Raw genomic sequence first — 17,910 nt, 5'->3', positions numbered from 1 at the left:
CAACGCGTAGAAGCGGACGTCGGGCGTGCCGGACCCAAGCACGCGGATTTATCGGCACGGGGGCTGAACGTCAGTGCTCCCTGGTCGCTAGTTCCAGCGCATCTAGGAGGTCGTCGATCTCCATGCGCTTGCGAAAATCAGGGTCGACGAAGCGGGCCTTGACGAGACCGTCTCGGCCGATGACGAATACGGCGGGGATAGGCAGCATCCAGCCGTCGTTGCCGTGGAACTTTGCCATGTCCTGGTAGGACAACAGCCGCTGGATCTCGGTGCCGAGCCAGATCGCCAGGTTGAGAGACAGCGCATAGCCGTTGTCGAGATCGGTCAACACCGGGAACGGCGCGCCGGAATCGGCCTTGAATCTCTCGGTGTATTCCTGCATCTCCGGCATGATCGCGACGATCTGCGCGCCCATCGCATTGATCCGGTCCTGCGCCTGGATCACCGCACGGACGTTCAACCGGCAGTAGGGACACCAGTGCCCGCGAAAGAACATCACCGCGACCGGGCCGCGCGCGAGCAGCGACGGCAGTGCAACGAGCCGTCCCCGATCGTCGGGCAGCACAAAGGGCGGCATCGCCTCGCCCGGACGCGGCGCATTCTCGCCCCCACCGTTCTGGCTCAGCCGCTCCACCAGGCGGTCGACCGCATCACCATAGGCAGGAAAAATCTCGCGGCCGGCATCCGCATAGGCACGGAGCTGCTCGTTCAGCGTGCCCTCCATGTCGCGGCAGCGCTGAAAGGCTGATTTGAGCCGTTCGGCATCGGCTGGGGTCAACAACGTCATCTTCCGCTCCGGCACCATGATGAGAGGGACATTATTTTGCGTTCGGGCCACCCTGCAAGGACAACCGTGAACGCCCGCCAGTTGGGCGCCCTACCATCGAACGCCGGATCCCCCGGAAGCGGAAATGCCGATCCCCAATCGGTTCGATAGCTGTCGCCTATCGCCGCCCGATAGCAAGAGGCTATCGCGTCGAGAGCCAGTTCGCATTTCACCTCTTTCGGTGCGGCGTCCATCCTGAAGACAGTTCAAGCTGCAACCGACAGGAGCTGGTCATGAACCGCCAAATCGCCTTGCGTCTCTCCCATTTCGCCACCTTGCTGGCGCTGCTGTTCCTCCTGCTACCGGCGGCCGCCACGGTGGCCCGCGCCGACAGCGATGATGGCGTCATTCGCGTGAAAAGCGCCGTCCCGATGCCGGAGGCGATCAGCCGCATCAAGGCCGCCATCGCCGCCAAGGGCATCAAATTCTTCATCGAGGTCGACCAGTGAAAGCTTGCCGCGGACGCCGGCATCAAGCTGCGGCCTTCGACCCTCCTCATTTTCGGCAATCCGCCGCTGGGCACGCCGTTCATCACCGCCAATCCAATGCCGGGCTCGACTGGCCGGTGCGCCTGCTGCTGACGCAGGACATGGCGAGATCTGGGCGGTGTGGACCGATTTTGACTGGATCGCAAAGCGCCACAACATCACGAGCCGTGAAGCGCAGTTCAAGATGGCAACGACGGTCGTCAGATCGATCACGTCCACCATCACCAGCAAATAACGGCTGCCCCGATGGCGCGCGAGACATTCGACGTGGTGATCCTGGGCGGCGGCAACGCCGGCATCGGCGTGACCGGCGCGGTCCGACGTGCCGGTCAGTCCGTCGCGATGATCGAAGCGTCCGATCTCGGCGGCACCTGCCCCAACCGGGGTTGCACGCCGAAAAAGGTCCTGGTCGCCGCAGGGCAGGCCCTGCACGACATCGAGCGCGCCGCGGTCCACCACATCGCGGTCGGCAAGCCCCGGCTCAACTGGGCCGCCCTGATCGACCGCGAGAAGGATCTGATCAAGGACATTCCTGCCAATCTCGCCCGCGCCATGGCGCGCCGTGAGGTCGAGGTGATCAAGGTTTTGGCACCTTCGTCGCGCCCGATACCATCCGCGTCGGCGACCGTCTGCTGGAAGCCCGTCACATCGTGATCGCAACGGGATCAAAGCCGCGGCCGTTGCCGATTCCCGGGGCCGAGCACCTGATCACCTCGGACGATATGCTACGCGACCTTGATCTGCCTGCCTCCGTCATTTTCGTCGGCGGTGGCGTGATTTCGTTGGAATTCAGCCACGTCTATGCGCGGGCCGGCGCGGACGTAACCATTCTCGATGTACTTCCGCAACTCCTGCCCGCCATGGACACCGACGCGGTCGCCCGCTTGCAGACCGAGAGCGAGCGCAGGGATCAAGATCAGTACCGGTGTCAGCGTCCGACGCATCGAGCCCGCAGGCGAACAGTTTCGCGTGATCTTCACCCATGACGGCGTCGAACAGGCCGCGATGGCCGATCGTGTCGTCAACGGTGAATATTGACAATCTCGATCTCGCCGCCGGTCGCGTCACGCATGCCAATGGACGTGTCGCGTCGATCAGTACCTGCGCTCGACATCCAACCCCCCGGGTTTATGTCTGCGGTGACGCTGTCCCGATCTCGCCGCAACTGTCGCCGATCGCGACCTATGAAGGCGACATCGTCGGACGCAACATCGTCGCCGGGGCGAAATACATGCCCGACTATGAGGGCATGGCGACGCCGGTCTACACCGTACCGGCGCTCGCCGCCGTCGGCCTGACTGAGATCGCGGCACGGCGAACCGGCGCCACCATCGACGTTCATGTCAACGACATGCGCGACTGGTTCTCAGCCCGCTCCTATGCCGAGACCGTGGCCTGGTCGAAGGTGATCGTGGACCGCGTCTCGGACTGTATCCTCGGTGCGCATTTCGTCGGACACGGCGGCCAGGAGCTAATTAACATCTTCGGGCTTGCAATCAAATTCGGAATTGCGGCCGGCGAGATCCGAGACCACGTCTACATCTATCCGACGTTTTCGGCCGACATCAAGCACATGCTCGGACGCGCATAGCGACACGCTATCGTCTCAAGAGCGAGAGGGCATTTCATCACGCACGCCATTTCGACGATGCTGAGGCCATAGCCGGTGACCGGAGGTCGCGGCCAACAGAGGAGACACATAGATGACCACGAACACCAAACTCTTGCGCGCGATCGGGCCTGCCCTCGCTCTGGCCGGCGCCGTCACTCTCATCGCGCAACCCGCGTCCGCCGGCGAATGCCCGGCCGACAAGATGAAGCCGAATGCGCGGCAGATGGTCGACTATAAGCCGGTCGGCGTCACCGACGTCACGCTCGGCTCGATCAACCTCGAGAAACAGCCTGCCAATATCAAGGACCGCGAGCTGCGCTTCCGCAAATTGACCATCGAACCCGGCGGCATCGTGCCCTGGCACAGCCATGACGATCGCCCGGCGCTGATCTACGTGCAGCAGGGCGAGATCGTCGAATATGCCTCCAACTGCATCGACCCGATCGTGCACAAGGCGGGTGATCTCCGGCCCGAGGTGTTCGGCACCTCGCACTGGTGGAAGAACCTCGGCAAGGAGGCCGTCATTCTCTATGTCGGCGACGTCCGCAAGGACCCGCACGACCACAATATGTAACGAGCGCCTCCGGCCCCCCAGCCGCACTCGTTACCGGATGTGATGACCCGGAATCCCCGTGCCAGCCCCGCGCCGGGCGTCACATCCTCCCTTCTATGCAGGAGACGTCATGTCATGACCGACCTGACCACACATATAAGACCGGCAGCAATGGAGATGCATGGACATTCTCCAGGCGTCCAGCTCCGTTCATTCGTCATCGGCTTGACCGCCTTCCTGACCGTGGTCGACCTGTTCGCCACTCAAGCGATCCTGCCGTCGCTGACCCGCCACTACGGCGTCACCCCAGCGGCAATGGGCTTTGCCGTGAATGCCAGCACCTTCGGCATGGCGACGGCGAGCCTCGTCGTCGGCTTTTTCAGTCCACGGATCGACCGGCGGTTGGGCATCCTGATCAGCCTCACCTTGCTCGCGATCCCCACAAGCCTGCTCGCGGTCGCCCCCAACCTTACCGTCTTCACGGTTCTGCGCGTCGCTCAGGGCTTATGCATGGCCTCGGCCTTTGCGCTAACGCTCGCCTACCTCGGAGAGCAATGCAGCGCGATGGACGCCGGCGGCGCTTTTGCCGCCTACATCACGGGCAATGTCGCGAGCAATCTGGTCGGCCGGCTGATTTCGGCGGCACTTGCCGATAATCTCGGGCTGTCCTGGAACTTCTATTTCTTTGCCGTACTCAATCTGACTGGTGCGGTCCTGGTCTATTTCACGATCAGGCGCGTCCAGCCGATGCATGCAACAATGATCACGGAATCCCCGCTTACCGCGATCATAGCGCATTGGCGGAATCCGCAGCTACGTGCGGCGTATGCTCTCGGCTTCTGCATCCTGTTTGCGTTCATAGGCACGTTCACTTTCGTGAACTTTGTACTGGTGCGGCCGCCACTGTCGCTCGGCATGATGGAGATCGGCTTTGTTTACTTCGTGTTCGCGCCATCGATCGTCACGACTTTGCTGGCCGGTACCGTCGCAACGCGCGTCGGTACCCGGCCAACGATCTGGAGTGCGCTGGGTTTTGCCGCGCTCGGTCTTCCCCTGATGCTTAGCTCACATCTGCCCGAGGTGCTAACAGGCATGGTCCTCGTCGGAGTAGGCACCTTTCTTGCGCAAGCCGCTGCAACCACCTTTGTCGGGCACGCCGCGACGGAGAACCGGGGCGTTGCCAGCGGCACCTATCTGGCATGCTACTTTTTCGGCGGCCTTGTCGGCACTGAAGTTCTTGGCCAGCTATTTGATCATTTTGGATGGACCGCGTGCGTCATTGGCGTCGCAGTTTCGCTTGTGTCGGCGGCGCTGCTGACTTCGTCACTAAGAAGCTAACGATTATTTCGCCGAGTCCGCTTTGGCCGAGGCTTGCCATCCGCGATGTCGCATTTTGCTCCGGGATCGCACTTCCTGATCGGCGAGAAAATAGTCAGCACTCAGTGCCGCAATAGTTTTCAGCGAATCCCTCGATTGCTCGATGACGTTCTCCGTTTCCGACGTCTGATGTCGGCGCATCCGCCGTCGGACGCCTCTTCGCGCCGTCAAGGGAAATAGGGAAGACCGTTTGAAAAATCAGCTGCTCAAACGGTATTTCTCGCTAAGGCATTGATCTGGTGGGCGCACCAGGGCTCGAACCTGGGACCCGCTGATTAAGAGTTCAACACCATCCCTTCTCTGCAGTTTCCAAATACACGCCGCGCTACGACATGCATTCAGAAGCCCTTTGTTTATAGGCTCTTCTCGCATAATTTCGCGCTCCGTCGAACCCAAACCTTCCAACTGCTCAATCCGCCAACACCGTTTGAAAACCGTTTTGGCGGCCGTGGACTCTCGTCATGACCGATATTCGAATTTCTCTCACCGACAAGACAATCGCTCAATTACCCGCTCCGAAGGAAGGCTGGTACCTAGCGCGTGATACCGAATTGAAGGGCTTTTTCGTGGTCATTGGAAAGCGGCGAAGAACGTTTACCGTCCAAGGTGACCTCAGGCGGGGCGGCAAGCGGGCTTCATCCATTAGGGTTTCCATTGGCGATGCTAGTGAGATGTCGACCCGAGCCGCCCGCGCCACTGCCAAGGAATACTTGGCGCAGATCAGCCGGGGACGGCATCCGAAGGAGAACAAGCCAGCCGAAGAGACGAGCCCGACTCCGGCGATGGAAAGTGGCGGCACAACCGCGAGCATCACTCTCAGGCAGGCCTGGGAGCGGTACCTCGAGGCGCATCTAATCCGGAAGAACCGCAGCGAAAAGACCGTCGAGGGCTACCGCGACCACGTCGAACGAATCTTTGCAGAATGGCTCGACACCACCCTCCATGAGCTCGCAACCGATCCAGCTCGTGTGGCCAAGAAACACGATGAAGTCACAAACGAGAATGGGCCGTACATGGCCAATGGCAGCATGCGCACCCTGCGGGCCATCTACAATCATGCTCGGAAGACGAACAGGTCGTTGCCGTCAGATAATCCGGCCGATGCGGTCGACTGGAATGTGGAGGAGCGCCGCAACACCGGGATGGGATCAGCCGATCTTAAAGGTTGGTTTGCGCAGCTCGCTGCCATCGACAACCCCGTCCGTAGAGAGTTCCACCTCTTCACTCTCCTTTGCGGTTCTCGGCCTACCGCGCTCCAGGAAGCCAAGCCGGAACACATCGATTTTCGGCGACGCGCGCTACATATTCCCAAACCAAAGGGCGGAAAGAAGAAAGCCTTCGACATTCTCTTGTCGCGTCAGATGATCCTTTGCCTCATCCGCGCAATCCGGTGCGGTAGACAGATGTACCCTGTGCAAGCACGAGAGTGGGTTTTTCCGGCCGATAGCACGTCAGGCCATTTGGCGGAAACGAAAGAGGACCGTGAGATGCTATCGAAGTGGGGAAACGACCTCCGTCAAACCTTCCGTACGATCGCAACGGCAGCGGGTGTCTCGGAGATCGACGCCAAGCTCTTGATGAACCATGCCATTCCGGGTGTAAACGGAGGCTACATTACGCGGCACAAGCTTCTCGAAGACCACCTACGTAGCCAGCAGCAGGCAATCAGCAGCGCCGTATTTGCTGCGTTGGGAGCATCGATGACCCAAGAGATTTCGCTTCACGATTGGCTTGGAAGAGGTGGTAACCGACGAGCAACTCAATGGATCGCTTCCGATCGAAAGCAAGATGTACCCCAGGCCGATTGCTCAAATTGAACAAGGATCTGAGGCGTGGAAAATTCCGCTCCTTTATGCAGGCTCATGGATCGATCCAATCCATCATGGACCAATTTGAGTTAACTGCAACCAAGGAGACGAATACTAAGCGCATCAGCGCTGGGACGAAGACTTCGAAATATGCGTTCTCAGGGTCACATCCTGGATGAGCATCAAGTTCGTCGCTCGTCGCCACAAACGTGGGGGCAGCCAAAGGAAGGCGCCGCGCATTTCGTCGACGAACATCTGTTTAACTGAGCCATGACTAAGATCGCCCTCGGCTTAACTCCGGCAGAAGAAAGCAGACGGAGCGACGTGCCAGCTTACGCTGTTCTTCATCGCTGACGAGACGAACCTATCGCACCTTCGACATCGCCTCCCTTAGGAAGCGTTCGACAGTACTCCTCCCCGGCGGCGCGTCGACGCTGACGGTGTCCGCTCCGACACCGCCCCCTCTCAAGCGGTAGCGACAACGAAGGCGTTGCGGGTTTGGAGCGGCCGACCAAGCGTTCTCCGACCGTCGGATCTGCAGCGGCCGGCCGCGCTTCCATGAGTTCAAGCGCGGCGCGTCCGTTGTCAGTTATTCGCCAGCCACCGCCTGTTCGCTCAATGAGCCCTTGGGAAAAAATGTCCAAGTTAGGCATGCGCGATGCCAGCCGTTTGGTGCGCTCTGTCCATTCCGGCCCGCTCGTTGCCAATATCGCCATATCACGTTTGAGCTCCGCCATGAGAGCGAAGCCATCGGGATAGCTCACTAGGATCTTCAGGACAGTGACCTGGAGATTCACCCCGACCCCTCCACGACTACCGCCACATTGTCGGCGCTTCGGAGAGGGCTTTGCGGCCAACCTGCCTCAAGTCATCCGGTGAGGTGTCGCCTCTCGTGGCAGCCTCCAAAATCTTTGAGGCCACGTGGGTGCGGGTGCCGGTCTGGTCTCGCGAAACGCTTTCACAGACCTCATCAAGAACCGCACGTAAAAGCGCGGTGGTAACGGAGTCGAACATAAGAGACCCCCAGCGAAGAACAATCTTAAAGTTTTAGAGAGCGTCCAACGCTCGCGAATTCACGAATGCTAACAATTCAAAGAAACTGCCGAGATTTTACATCCGCGCCCGCTCTTCGCAAGGGCTTCTGTTGCTGCCGACAATGCACCTGCCGAAGTCACATCGGCTGGTTGCTATCAAAGCCCTCGGTGGTTGCGGGCGGCTCGATGCTCGACCTGCGGGTATCATGGTTGCCCAAGCAGCCACCCCACGTTTGCCGTCGGGGTTTTCGGCGGGGCGAAGCGCTGGCGGCGTCATTGGAAGGGATTCCCGGCATGGAACCAAGCGGCTGGCCGTCCGTTGGGCGCTATTGGCCAGCGGAGACGACGCGCACCCGCGTCAGCATATGCAACCACTCGGCTGGGCCTCCATCTCAGGGGAAGAGACATGGCCGATGCCGCAAATCAAATTCCCGACCGCATTCCGATCAACCTTATCGTCAATGGTAACAGGCGCACGCTTGACCTCGTGCCCTGGACCACACTCCTCGACGCTCTGCGCGAACATCTCGCGCTGACTGGGACCAAGAAAGGTTGTGATCACGGCCAATGCGGCGCCTGCACCGTTCTGGTCGACGGCCGACGGGTCAATTCCTGCCTGACGCTCGCCGTCATGAAGGACGGCGCGGAGATCACGACAATCGAGGGACTTGCCCGGGATGGCGCGCTGCATCCCCTGCAACAGGCCTTCATCGATCACGACGCCTTCCAGTGCGGCTATTGCACGCCCGGACAGATTTGTTCCGCGACCGGACTCCTGGCCGAAGGCCGCGCCAAAGATTCTGACGAGATCCGGGAGCTGATGAGCGGCAATCTCTGCCGCTGCGGTGCCTATCCGAACATCATCGCTGCCATCCAGCAGGCAATGGGGCGGCCATGATCAATTTCCAATATTCCCGCGCCAGCGACGTCGCCGATGCGATCCTCCTGCTCACCGCCCATCCCGGCGCCAAGCTCATCGCCGGCGGCACGAACCTGATCGACCTGATGAAGGAGAATGTCGAAGTGCCGTCCCGGCTGATCGACGTTTCGCGCCTGCCGCTCCGCAAGATCGAGGAGACACCCGACGGTGGCCTGCGCATCGGCGCCTTGGTGCCGAACTCGGACCTTGCCTACCATCCGCTGATCGAGCAGCGCTACCCGTTGCTCGCCAGCGCCATCCTGGCCGGCGCCTCGGCACAACTGCGCAACATGGCCTCCGTCGGCGGCAATCTGATGCAGAGAACGCGTTGCGCCTACTTCTATGACACGGCGACGCCCTGCAACAAGCGAGCTCCCGGCAGCGGCTGCTCGGCGATCGACGGCCTAAACCGCAACCATGCGATCCTCGGCACAAGCGTCTCCTGCATCGCCACCAATCCGTCGGACATGAGCGTGGCGTTGGCCGCGCTCGGCGCGCTCGTGCACATCGCAGGTCCATCCGGCGAACGCACTATGGCGCTGACCGATTTCCATCGGCTCCCTGGCGACACGCCGCATGTCGATACCAATCTCGAGGTCGGCGAGATCATCACGGCGATCGAACTGCCGCCGCGCGGCTTTGGCCGCAACTACAGCTACCTGAAGATCCGCGACCGGCTGTCCTATGCCTTCGCCCTGGTCTCGGTCGCGGCTGCGCTCGAACTGGACGGCAACGCGATCAGAGAGGCGCGTGTCGCGCTCGGCGGCGTGGCCCACAAACCCTGGCGCAGCCTTGAGGCCGAAACGGCATTGCGCGGCCATGCGGCAACGCTGGAACATTTCTCTCGCGCTGCGGACCTCCTGCTGCAGGGGGCAAGAGCCCATGCGCATAATGGCTTCAAAATCGAGCTCGCGCGCCGCGCCATCGTCCGGACGTTGACGCAGGCCGCAAGCGCCACACCGCAATCGCAGGCCCACAAGAAGATCGCGTGAGGGACCGATGAACGCCTATGTCGGAACATCAACGTCCCGGGTCGACGGCCGGGCCAAGGTCACCGGGGCTGCCAAATACGCCGGCGAATTCGCGGCTGACCGGCTCCTCCATGGTTTCGTCGTTGAGGCTACCATTCCGCGCGGGCGCATCGCTCGCCTCGACACCAGCCAGGCGCTCAAGGTGAAGGGGGTGCTCGACGTGCTCACGCATGCGCATCGCCCGCCGCTCGCTGGCAAGGACGAAGCCTGGAAGGACGAAGTGGCCCCGGAAGAGGGATCTCCATTCCGGCCGCTCTACGACGACGGCGTCAAGTTCAACGGCCAGCCGATCGCTCTGGTCGTGGCAGAGGATTGGGAAACCGCAAAGTTCGCCGCGACGCTGGTGCGTGTCGGATATCAGGAAGAGCAAGCCTTTGCGACCGACCTCGAAGCTGAGCGCGGGAAGGCCGCCGAGGTGAAGCAGCCGCACAAGCCGCGCGGTGACGCCGCAGGCGCGCTTGCAGCATCGGCCGTGCGGCACGAGGCAGACTACTTCATTCCGACCGAGCATCACAATCCGATGGAGCTCTATGCCACCACGGTCGTCTGGGACGGCAACGGCCGGCTCACAGTCTACGACAAGACGCAAGGCGTTCAGAACGTCCACAGATATCTATGCAACGTGTTCGGCAAGAAGCCTGATGACATTCGCGTGCTCTCGCCCTATGTCGGCGGTGCGTTCGGCTCCGGCCTGCGGCCGCAATACCAGGTGGTGCTGGCAACGCTTGGCGCCCTGGCTCTGAAGCGGTCCGTTCGCGTCGTGCTGACGCGACAGCAGATGTACGGGCTCGGTCACCGGCCAGCGACGATCGAACACCTCGGACTCGGCGCGAAGCCTGACGGCACGTTAGATGCGGTCACACACGAGGCTACGGCTATCACCTCGTGCTACGAGGATTTCGCGCGCAACGACACCGGCTGGGCGGAACAGCTCTACAAGAGCCCAAACAGCCGCTATTCCCATAAGCTCGTCCGCCTCGACGTTTCAACGCCCTCCGACATGCGCGCGCCCGGCGCGGCTTCCGGCGTCTGCGCGCTCGAATGCGCCATGGACGAGCTGGCCGTCGCGCTCAAGCTCGACCCGATCGAACTGCGCCTGAAGTGCTACTCGGATAGCGACCAGAGCGAAGACCTGCCCTACACCAGCAAGCAGTTGCGCGCATGCTATGCTCGCGGCGCGGAAGCCTTCGGCTGGAACAGACGCAATCCCACGCCACGCGCGATGCGTGATGGCAAGGAGCTGGTCGGTTGGAGCATGGCGACAGGCGTCTGGGAGGCGTTGCAGATGCCGGTCGCAGTCCGCATCGTGCTGTCCGCCAATGGTCATGCCGAGGTATCCTGCGCGGCGTCTGACATCGGTACCGGCACCTATACCATCGTCGCGCAGGTGGCGGCCGATGCACTTGGGCTACCAATCGAGAACATCGACGTGAGGCTTGCCGACTCAACCTTGCCGCAAGCTCCCGTCGAAGGCGGCTCCTGGATGGCTGCTTCGAGCGCGCATGCGGTGCTGGAAGCGGCCGAGGACATTCGCCGGGAGCTCGCGCTTCTCGCCAGTACGATGCCCTCTTCGCCCCTCGCCGGCGTCGATGCAGCCGATGTCGTCCTGGTCGACGGCACGATCGCAAAAGATGGCGAGAAGAGCCGCGCGGTTTCGATCACCGATGCCATGCGTCACGGCAAGCTCGAGCGGCTGGAGAAGCAGAAGCTCAATCACTTCGCGGAGGACAAGTCGCACGCCCGCAACACCCATTCGGCCGTGTTTGCCGAGGTGAGGGTCGACGAGCAACTCGGCGTTATCCGCGTCACGCGGATCGTAAGCGCTGTCGCCGCCGGACGGATCCTGAACACCAAGACCGGCCGCAGCCAGATCATGGGCGGCGTAGTCTGGGGGATCGGGATGGCGCTGCACGAGGAAACGGCGATGGACCACCGCTTCGGCCGGATCATGAACGCCAATATCGCCGAGTACCACATCCCCGCGAATGCCGACATTCACGACATCGATGTGATCTTCGTCGACGAGCGAGACCATCATATCAACCGGCTTGGCGTCAAAGGCCTCGGCGAAATCGGCATCGTTGGCGTCCCTGCAGCGATCGCGAACGCCGTCTATCACGCAACCGGCAAGCGCATCCGCCGCTTCCCGATCACGCTCGATAAGCTACTCGCTTGATGCGCCCGACCTCACCATGCGCCGGACCGTCATCGGCGAGCAAACCTCACCGGAGGAGTACATCGTCCTCTGGGATGGGCTGTCGATCAGCCGGATCTTCCGCTGCAACATCGCTGCCACGGCCGCTTGTGGCCCTGGCAGAGACGCCGTTCGATGAACTGGCTCGAGGTCCGAGAGCCTCGTCTTCAGCAGGCGTCGATAGCGGTGGATGTTGCTGCGGTGTGCGCGGATACGGGCAAGATCTTCATCGAACATCGTCGTTGCTTCAGACGGTCGTCTTTGTCCTTTTCGATTTCGAGAAACGGGAAACGGTTTCACCGGTGGGGAAAATTTATTCGGAGCGCTCCTGCTGTCAAGCGCACCGCCTCACGAGGATGCCGGCCAATCCTTGGAGCCTCGTACCGCAACGCGTCAAGCAGCGTCGCGCGGTCCGGGCGTTGAAAAATTTTTTCGTTTCCCCTCTTGAATCGGCTTGTTGTTCTTCTAGGTCATTTTTCGCCGCGAGAGCGGTGTGCCGGGCGCCTTCACGGGTCCGGCGCGGGGCGCCGGGCCGGTGTCGTCGGACCCGTCTGAACCCCCGTCCCGCGCTCCTTCGTACCCATCTTGCTCTATGGAGGACTTGGTTATGAGGACGACCTTCGACTTCGCGCCCCTGTGGCGCTCTACCATCGGCTTCGACCATCTGGCCGACCTCGTCGACAGCACGATGCGCCAGGCTACCGAAGATCACTACCCGCCGTACAACATCGAACGCTCCGGCGAGGACCACTACCGGATCTCGCTCGCCATCGCCGGCTTCGGAGCCGACGACATCACCGTGACGGCCGAACAGAATGCGCTCACCATCGAAGGCAGGAAACCTGAGAAGGCGCCCGGCGAGTATCTCTACCAGGGCATCGCCGCACGTCCCTTCAGGCGCGTGTTCAATTTGGCCGACTACGTCCAGGTGAGAGAGGCCGCTTTCCGCGACGGATTGCTGATCATCGACCTCGTCCGCGAGGTGCCCGAAGCGATGAAGCCCCGCCGGATCCAGATCGCAGGCAGTGCTTCTCCGTCGCAGATCGAGCGGAAGGCAGCCTGACGCCAGTCAAGATTCGATGGCGGAACGCGGCGCGCGTAAGCGCAGCCGCGCTCCCAGCCGCATGCAACGAAGGAGAACATCATGGCAATTCGTGATCTCATTCCCCGGTCGCGGAATCAGGAGCTTGCTCCGACGCGCGGCAACTACGACCCCTTCATGGCGCTTCATCGCGAGATGAACCGCCTCTTCGACGATGTCTTTCGCGGCTTCGGCGGCATGGGCCTGGCGCCGCTGATGGAAGGGCAATTCGGCTGGCCCAAGATCGAGCCCAGCGAGACCGACAAGGCGCTGACGATCTCGGCCGAACTGCCCGGCATGACGGAGAAAGACGTCCAGATCGAAATCGCCGGTGGCTTCCTGACGATCCGCGGCGAGAAGAAGGCCGAACGCAGCGACGAAGGCAGGTACTTCACCGAGCGCGCCTACGGCGCCTTTGAGCGGCGGATCCCGCTCGAGGACGTCGACGAAGACAAGGCCGAGGCGTCGTTCAAGGACGGCGTCCTGACCGTATCGCTGCCGAAGTCGGAAAATCCGCGTGCGGGTGTCAAGCGCGTCGCGATCAACACGCAGTAGCAATCCGGACGGCGGCCACACCGCCGTCCCGCACCAAGTCGAACCCATCCCGAAGAAAGGAGCGTAAGGGAGGCAACCGATGACCAACGCCAACACAATCACCGGCAATCTCGATCCCCTCTTCCATCCGGCCGCGCACTATGCGTCTCCGGACGACGTCCTGAACGACAATGAGCTCTCCGTACCGGAAAAGCGGATCATCCTGTCGTCTTGGGCGTCCGACATGTTTGCGGTGGAATCCTGTCCCGCCCTGCGGGACATTCCCGGAATGGGCCATACCATTCGGCTGGCCGACATCCTGGCTGCACTGCGGCGGCTGGATGGCGACGACGAACCGCCGCGACCCGGCGGCCTCCCCATGCGATTGCGGCGGCCTTGGGCCTGCGGGGGGCGGTTTTGAGTCATCTTTAGCAGCTCGAGGAGCACGCCATGGGAGAGCGGCGCCGCAGAGTTAAACAAACCCGTTCCCTTGAAGAACGATTGGCCGAACAGGCCGCTAAACTCAAAGAACGTGCTGCCCATCTCCCGGCTGGCACGGAGCGCGAGAGCCTTCTTCGGAAGGCCCGTCTAGCCGAGACTGGCGCGCACTTGACCAACTGGATCACCTCTCCCGAACGTCAACGGCCGAGGTGAGATGTCGGGTGCGGTTGCGATGGCTCGCGAAGTAACTGAGGGCGTTGAGCGAGAACGGGTCCGCGCGTGAGTGGCGCGTCCGCTCCCGGCGGAGTTCCTACACGCGATCACGGAGGTCGGTCACACCTTCCTTATGGGCGCAGTGGTCGCAACAATAAAAGGTGCCGCTCTTTTCCAGGCCGTGTCCCACGATGCGCGTTCCGCAATGCTTGCACGTTGGCGCCAAGGCATGTATCGCGCACTCAAAGCTGTCGAACGTGTGCGCCTGGCCGTTCATCACCAGTTGAAAGGCCTTGTCATAGTCATTGCCGCAGGTTTCGCATGTCGACATTGTGCCTCCTTCACGCCGCCCGGCGTTTGCGAGTTTGAGCAGCCTTCTTGGCTGACTTGGAACGTTCAACTGCCGGTCGGCTCGCGGACGCTTTTCCGCCAAGCTTGCCGCCCTTCCGCGACGGTGAAGGGTCTTCTTCGGTGCCTCTGCCGGATCCGCTCTTTTTGCCGCCATGGGTCTCTTTGTTCACGGTCGCCCAGGCTCGCCGTTCAGCTTCCTTGTCGGGAACGCCGCGGGCTTCATAGCCTTCCTCAATGTGTTCGGCCTGTCGTTTCTGCTTGTCGGTGTAGCTTCGTTTGTCTCCGCGTGGCATGACGACCTCCTTTGACAGTATCGCGTCCCCCTGCTCCTATTCGATGCCGCCCTCTTGCGCAGGCCGTCAATGAACTTGGATGCTTCTGCCTTGGTAAGGTCGTCCTCCAGCGCAAGAAGTGCTGGTGTGTTGTTCTGACAGGGTTACAGGCAGGACGCCTGGGCGTGATCGTTAGCTCGTCTCGCCAACATCCAATTTTCGGGTCATTCCGAATTCCTTTCCTTTTGGGCCTCCTCGCGCAAGGAACGATAGAATTTACCAATTGTTCCTGTTCCAGCCTCGGTACTGTCTGGGCGGCTACCGCCGTCGTTCTGGACGTCTTTGAGTTCATCCGTGCCTTCCTTGCGACTCCGAGCAATCTTTCGCAATCGCTCCGGCCCGGTGATCGAACTGGGGCGCGGCTTGCCGGGACTTGCGGTCGGTCGCAAAAACGCAGCCATCGGAACAAATGAAGTGCATCCGGTATTTGGGCTGCATCAACAGGGAGGCCGAAATGGCAAAAGCATATGGCTGAACCGACTGAGGACGAGATTCGAACCTGCGCCCATCAGCTCTGGGAAAAGGCTGGCCGGCCGGAAGGCCGCGAGAAGGAGTTTTGGGAACTAGCCGAACAAGAACTGCGGAATAAGGACAAATCGTCCCCTGTGCGCACGCCCGATAATCTGTAGTGAACTGGCATTGACCAATCTGGTTCGGCATTGGCCGGCGCGGATGCCAAGTAACTGTTAGCGCGGGGGTGCGTGGAAAAGCGGCGTTGGCGAAAAGCGAGGCTGGATGAGGAGCCCGGCGTCTGCGAGGCCATTGAGACGCCGGGTCGGTTTCTTAGCGCCGCCTAGTCGCGCGCCGTTTATATGGTGATTGATTCACGGGCTTCAGCGAAATCCCTTCGCGGTGCGCCTTGCTGCGGATAGCTGCCACGGGACGTTGAAGTTTGACGGTCATGACCCCGGTCGGCGTGTTGCCCTTCGCGAGCTGTTTGAGCATTTTCACATCCGCGCTCGACCACGGTTCACGCGTACGACGCTTGTATGAGGGATTTGCCTTGCGCGGGCTCTTCTTGCCGATCGGCGAGCCGGGTCGTTTCCATCCTGCTCGTACCATTAAGGTCCTCCTGTAAGTCCATGCTTGAACGAAGGAATGAACAATTCGGTTCCGGATGAAACGCGACGACATCTTCTTCGCTTGAAACTCCGCGACTTCGGCCGGATACTGGATCAGGTCCTTGGCCATCAGCATTCCGAAGGAGAACGATCATGGCAATCCAGATCGTGATGGACCGTACCGGCGACAGCCGTCACCTTTTCAACCCGGACGACAAACGAGAGCTCGCGAAGGCGGAGCAGCGGTTCTGCGAGCTCACCAATGCCGGCTTCACCGCGGCGGTCCGAACGGGTCCAGGTCAGGCCTCGCAGATCCGGTCGTTTGACCCGAACGCGGAGGAAACCGTGTTCTTCCCCCGGCTGGTCGGCGGATAATCGGTCCGTGCCATGTTGGGCTTCAAGCCGTCTCGCCATGGTGAACGCTCGCGCATGAGAGCCATCAGGGCTCTGCTCATACGACACGGCGCCGAGAGAACGCCGGAGGGCCGTTCGCTGCGGCTCTTGCGAGAGTGGCTATCGCCAGTGCAGTCGGCGCAGTTCGCGGCAAAGGGTTATTTCGAGGTCGTCGGCGGCGACACGGGCAAGCAATACAGGATCTACCCGGGCGCCATGACGAACGTCTGCGAGATCGACGAAAAGAACCGTCCGACGATCGGGCTGTGTTTCCTGCCGACGGGCGAGCTGCCGATCGGAGACGTCATGCTCTCCCAGAAGATTGCGCTGGAAAGCTGCGAGAGCCGCGCGCTCGAGGTGGCCAGAAGGTTCACTCCGACCGGTTTCATGTTCCGGCGAAACCGGCTTCTTGGCTGAGGCGCGCACGAGCTCCGGAAGGTGCGTGCCGACACCTGATCCGGCAATCGAAATCTGGAGTGGTCCTAGACACGCAGTGGGATGGAGAAAGAGCCAGCTCGAAGAGCGCTTGAGCAATCAGCCGCGGAGCACTTGCAGACAACTTGGTCGTCCCGGCGCAACGCTAATACTGCGATGCAATGTACCACAAGTTAGTGCGTATTCCGGCGCGCGAGTGCAAGATGTTTATCCCAACAATGGGAGCTTTTTTTCAAACGGTCATTGTGCGATGCACTCGATTCGCAATGGCCCTTCCTAAGCATCACGAGCAATGCACGGCTAGCTGTCGGCCGCAGCCAATCGGTAATCCGAACAACACGCGATCGAACACGGCTCTCGCTGCATGAATGTTCTCGCTTGTGGCCGGTTGAATTTGATGTTCCCCTGTAGCTCGCGCTCGCCTTACCGGATGGCCTTACCGGATGGCGTCCGGTTCTTGATCTTGATCCAGTGCTTGCAACGCCCAGCGACATAGTCCCGGTGCTTTGTCACAAGGCCCATCTGACAGGGTCCCGCGCGGCTAGCGTTGGCCTCCGCACACCAACGCGGGATCAATGCTGGCACTCACGATTAGGAGTTTCCAAAGTGCGCTGCCGAGGGTTACAGTCCACCTGGACGCGCCTCCCAGTACGTCGGCGTCCCGTAGTACTGGTGCGTTCGCGTTTCCCAGGCTCGATCCTGCCACGAGTCATCGCTGAACTCAGGCGCGTCCCTCAGTTGTTGCTCGGTGATATTGGTTCGAAAACCACCACGCGAGGTGTCATATGTCAGAGCGCCCCAAGGAATGGGGTAATGGCTGTGACCCAATCCAACAAAGCCGCCAAAACTCATCACGGCATAGGCCACGCGGCCTGACGCCTTGTCGATAATGAGGTGATCAATCTCACCAATATTCTTTCCATCTGCTCCATAAACCTCGGTTCCCTGAATGTCTTCGCTCGAGATGCATTGATGATCCGGATGGGCTGTTGCGCGGGCCATGGCTTCGTCTCCTCAAAGGTAGGTTTTGTCGGCTTAACTCGGCCGCTACCGGGACGTTCCTGACTTCGGAGAACATGTCGCAGCGCCGACCATCAATCTATCGTCGCCGACATTGGATCCAACAACCTCCAGCTCCGAGGACTCATGCCGAAAAGCCTTGCATCACGGCCGCGCGTGTCCATGGCCTGCGCAGCTTTCGGCTCTGGCGAGCAAAGAACTTCGTGT

General features: G+C 61.1%; 23 protein-coding genes. 16 read left to right on the top strand and 7 right to left on the bottom strand.

Annotation, left to right across the window (positions count from 1 at the left end; all coding sequences use genetic code 11):
• Window positions 1-70: 70 nt before the first annotated feature.
• The gene (locus tag IVA81_RS36835) at window positions 71-787 is read right to left on the bottom strand and encodes a peroxiredoxin-like family protein (RefSeq protein ID WP_247327351.1); all 717 of its coding nucleotides are present in this window, start codon (window positions 785-787) and stop codon (window positions 71-73) included.
• 272 nt (window positions 788-1,059) lie between these two features.
• Between IVA81_RS36835 and IVA81_RS36830 the strand changes: the two genes are divergently transcribed.
• The 7 genes from IVA81_RS36830 to IVA81_RS36800 all read left to right on the top strand — a co-directional run bounded on the left by IVA81_RS36830 (window position 1,060) and on the right by IVA81_RS36800 (window position 6,673).
• Window positions 1,060-1,275 carry a hypothetical protein gene (locus IVA81_RS36830; protein WP_247327349.1) on the top strand — a complete coding sequence of 72 codons (216 nt, stop codon included), beginning with the start codon at window positions 1,060-1,062 and terminating at the stop codon, window positions 1,273-1,275.
• A gap of 285 nt (window positions 1,276-1,560) precedes the next feature.
• Window positions 1,561-1,968 (top strand): FAD-dependent oxidoreductase, encoded by a 408-nt coding sequence (locus IVA81_RS40430; RefSeq protein ID WP_253075493.1) that lies wholly within the window; start codon window positions 1,561-1,563, stop codon window positions 1,966-1,968.
• Entirely contained in the window at window positions 1,926-2,300 is a 375-nt protein-coding gene (locus IVA81_RS40425) for an FAD-dependent oxidoreductase (RefSeq protein WP_346659434.1), read from the top strand. The genes IVA81_RS40430 and IVA81_RS40425 overlap by 43 nt, the downstream gene beginning before the upstream one ends.
• A gap of 29 nt (window positions 2,301-2,329) precedes the next feature.
• A complete protein-coding gene (locus IVA81_RS40785) occupies window positions 2,330-2,905 on the top strand; it encodes a hypothetical protein (protein WP_247327347.1) in 576 nt (191 codons plus the stop codon).
• 112 nt (window positions 2,906-3,017) lie between these two features.
• The gene (locus IVA81_RS36810) at window positions 3,018-3,500 is read left to right on the top strand and encodes a cupin domain-containing protein (protein ID WP_247327345.1); all 483 of its coding nucleotides are present in this window, start codon (window positions 3,018-3,020) and stop codon (window positions 3,498-3,500) included.
• 114 nt (window positions 3,501-3,614) lie between these two features.
• Window positions 3,615-4,817, top strand: coding sequence for an MFS transporter (locus IVA81_RS36805; protein ID WP_247327343.1), 1,203 nt, complete (start codon window positions 3,615-3,617; stop codon window positions 4,815-4,817).
• 500 nt (window positions 4,818-5,317) lie between these two features.
• Window positions 5,318-6,673, top strand: a complete 1,356-nt coding sequence (locus IVA81_RS36800; protein WP_247327340.1) for an integrase family protein — start codon at window positions 5,318-5,320, stop codon at window positions 6,671-6,673.
• Window positions 6,674-7,008: 335 nt separating this feature from the next.
• On the opposite strand, the gene IVA81_RS36795 is transcribed toward IVA81_RS36800, so the two are convergent.
• Together IVA81_RS36795 and IVA81_RS36790 are read right to left on the bottom strand one after the other, a co-directional pair.
• Window positions 7,009-7,461, bottom strand: a complete 453-nt coding sequence (locus IVA81_RS36795) for a hypothetical protein (protein ID WP_247327338.1) — start codon at window positions 7,459-7,461, stop codon at window positions 7,009-7,011.
• Between the two features lie 16 nt (window positions 7,462-7,477).
• Window positions 7,478-7,678, bottom strand: coding sequence for a hypothetical protein (locus IVA81_RS36790; protein WP_247327336.1), 201 nt, complete (start codon window positions 7,676-7,678; stop codon window positions 7,478-7,480).
• A 426-nt stretch (window positions 7,679-8,104) separates the two neighbouring features.
• Between IVA81_RS36790 and IVA81_RS36785 the strand changes: the two genes are divergently transcribed.
• The 6 genes from IVA81_RS36785 (at window position 8,105) to IVA81_RS36760 (ending at window position 13,878) form a co-directional block, all read left to right on the top strand.
• The gene (locus IVA81_RS36785) at window positions 8,105-8,596 is read left to right on the top strand and encodes a (2Fe-2S)-binding protein (protein WP_247327334.1); all 492 of its coding nucleotides are present in this window, start codon (window positions 8,105-8,107) and stop codon (window positions 8,594-8,596) included.
• A complete protein-coding gene (locus IVA81_RS36780) occupies window positions 8,593-9,609 on the top strand; it encodes a xanthine dehydrogenase family protein subunit M (RefSeq protein ID WP_247327332.1) in 1,017 nt (338 codons plus the stop codon). Before IVA81_RS36785 ends, IVA81_RS36780 begins: the two co-directional genes overlap by 4 nt.
• Window positions 9,610-9,616: 7 nt before the next feature.
• The gene (locus IVA81_RS36775; RefSeq protein WP_247327329.1) at window positions 9,617-11,824 is read left to right on the top strand and encodes a xanthine dehydrogenase family protein molybdopterin-binding subunit; all 2,208 of its coding nucleotides are present in this window, start codon (window positions 9,617-9,619) and stop codon (window positions 11,822-11,824) included.
• 625 nt (window positions 11,825-12,449) lie between these two features.
• Window positions 12,450-12,905, top strand: coding sequence for an Hsp20 family protein (locus tag IVA81_RS36770; protein WP_247327327.1), 456 nt, complete (start codon window positions 12,450-12,452; stop codon window positions 12,903-12,905).
• Window positions 12,906-12,986: 81 nt separating this feature from the next.
• Complete coding sequence (locus tag IVA81_RS36765) at window positions 12,987-13,478, top strand: Hsp20/alpha crystallin family protein (RefSeq protein WP_247327324.1); 492 nt, start codon at window positions 12,987-12,989, stop codon at window positions 13,476-13,478.
• Window positions 13,479-13,557: 79 nt separating this feature from the next.
• A complete protein-coding gene (locus IVA81_RS36760; protein ID WP_247327319.1) occupies window positions 13,558-13,878 on the top strand; it encodes a hypothetical protein in 321 nt (106 codons plus the stop codon).
• A gap of 330 nt (window positions 13,879-14,208) precedes the next feature.
• On the opposite strand, the gene IVA81_RS36750 is transcribed toward IVA81_RS36760, so the two are convergent.
• Both IVA81_RS36750 and IVA81_RS36745 read right to left on the bottom strand, forming a co-directional pair.
• Window positions 14,209-14,442 (bottom strand): hypothetical protein, encoded by a 234-nt coding sequence (locus IVA81_RS36750; RefSeq protein WP_247327314.1) that lies wholly within the window; start codon window positions 14,440-14,442, stop codon window positions 14,209-14,211.
• Between the two features lie 10 nt (window positions 14,443-14,452).
• Window positions 14,453-14,755 carry a plasmid stabilization protein gene (locus IVA81_RS36745; RefSeq protein ID WP_247327310.1) on the bottom strand — a complete coding sequence of 101 codons (303 nt, stop codon included), beginning with the start codon at window positions 14,753-14,755 and terminating at the stop codon, window positions 14,453-14,455.
• Window positions 14,756-15,261: 506 nt separating this feature from the next.
• Here IVA81_RS36745 and IVA81_RS36740 point away from each other — a divergent pair.
• On the top strand, window positions 15,262-15,423 hold the full coding sequence (locus tag IVA81_RS36740) for a DUF2934 domain-containing protein (RefSeq protein ID WP_212472953.1): 162 nt from the start codon (window positions 15,262-15,264) through the stop codon (window positions 15,421-15,423).
• 154 nt (window positions 15,424-15,577) lie between these two features.
• Here IVA81_RS36740 and IVA81_RS36735 read toward each other — a convergent pair whose 3' ends face one another.
• The gene (locus tag IVA81_RS36735; RefSeq protein WP_247327307.1) at window positions 15,578-15,985 is read right to left on the bottom strand and encodes a hypothetical protein; all 408 of its coding nucleotides are present in this window, start codon (window positions 15,983-15,985) and stop codon (window positions 15,578-15,580) included.
• 23 nt (window positions 15,986-16,008) lie between these two features.
• Here IVA81_RS36735 and IVA81_RS36730 point away from each other — a divergent pair, with 23 nt between their 5' ends.
• Together IVA81_RS36730 and IVA81_RS36725 are read left to right on the top strand one after the other, a co-directional pair.
• Complete coding sequence (locus IVA81_RS36730) at window positions 16,009-16,230, top strand: hypothetical protein (RefSeq protein ID WP_247327303.1); 222 nt, start codon at window positions 16,009-16,011, stop codon at window positions 16,228-16,230.
• Between the two features lie 54 nt (window positions 16,231-16,284).
• Window positions 16,285-16,665 carry a hypothetical protein gene (locus IVA81_RS36725; RefSeq protein ID WP_247327300.1) on the top strand — a complete coding sequence of 127 codons (381 nt, stop codon included), beginning with the start codon at window positions 16,285-16,287 and terminating at the stop codon, window positions 16,663-16,665.
• Window positions 16,666-17,304: 639 nt separating this feature from the next.
• On the opposite strand, the gene IVA81_RS36720 is transcribed toward IVA81_RS36725, so the two are convergent.
• Window positions 17,305-17,685 carry a PRC-barrel domain-containing protein gene (locus IVA81_RS36720; RefSeq protein ID WP_247327298.1) on the bottom strand — a complete coding sequence of 127 codons (381 nt, stop codon included), beginning with the start codon at window positions 17,683-17,685 and terminating at the stop codon, window positions 17,305-17,307.
• Window positions 17,686-17,910: the final 225 nt, after the last annotated feature.

The organism is Bradyrhizobium sp. 141, assembly GCF_023074055.1.
Taxonomy (GTDB): Bacteria; Pseudomonadota; Alphaproteobacteria; order Rhizobiales; family Xanthobacteraceae; genus Bradyrhizobium.
This window is presented reverse-complemented; position numbering and strand designations above follow the sequence as displayed.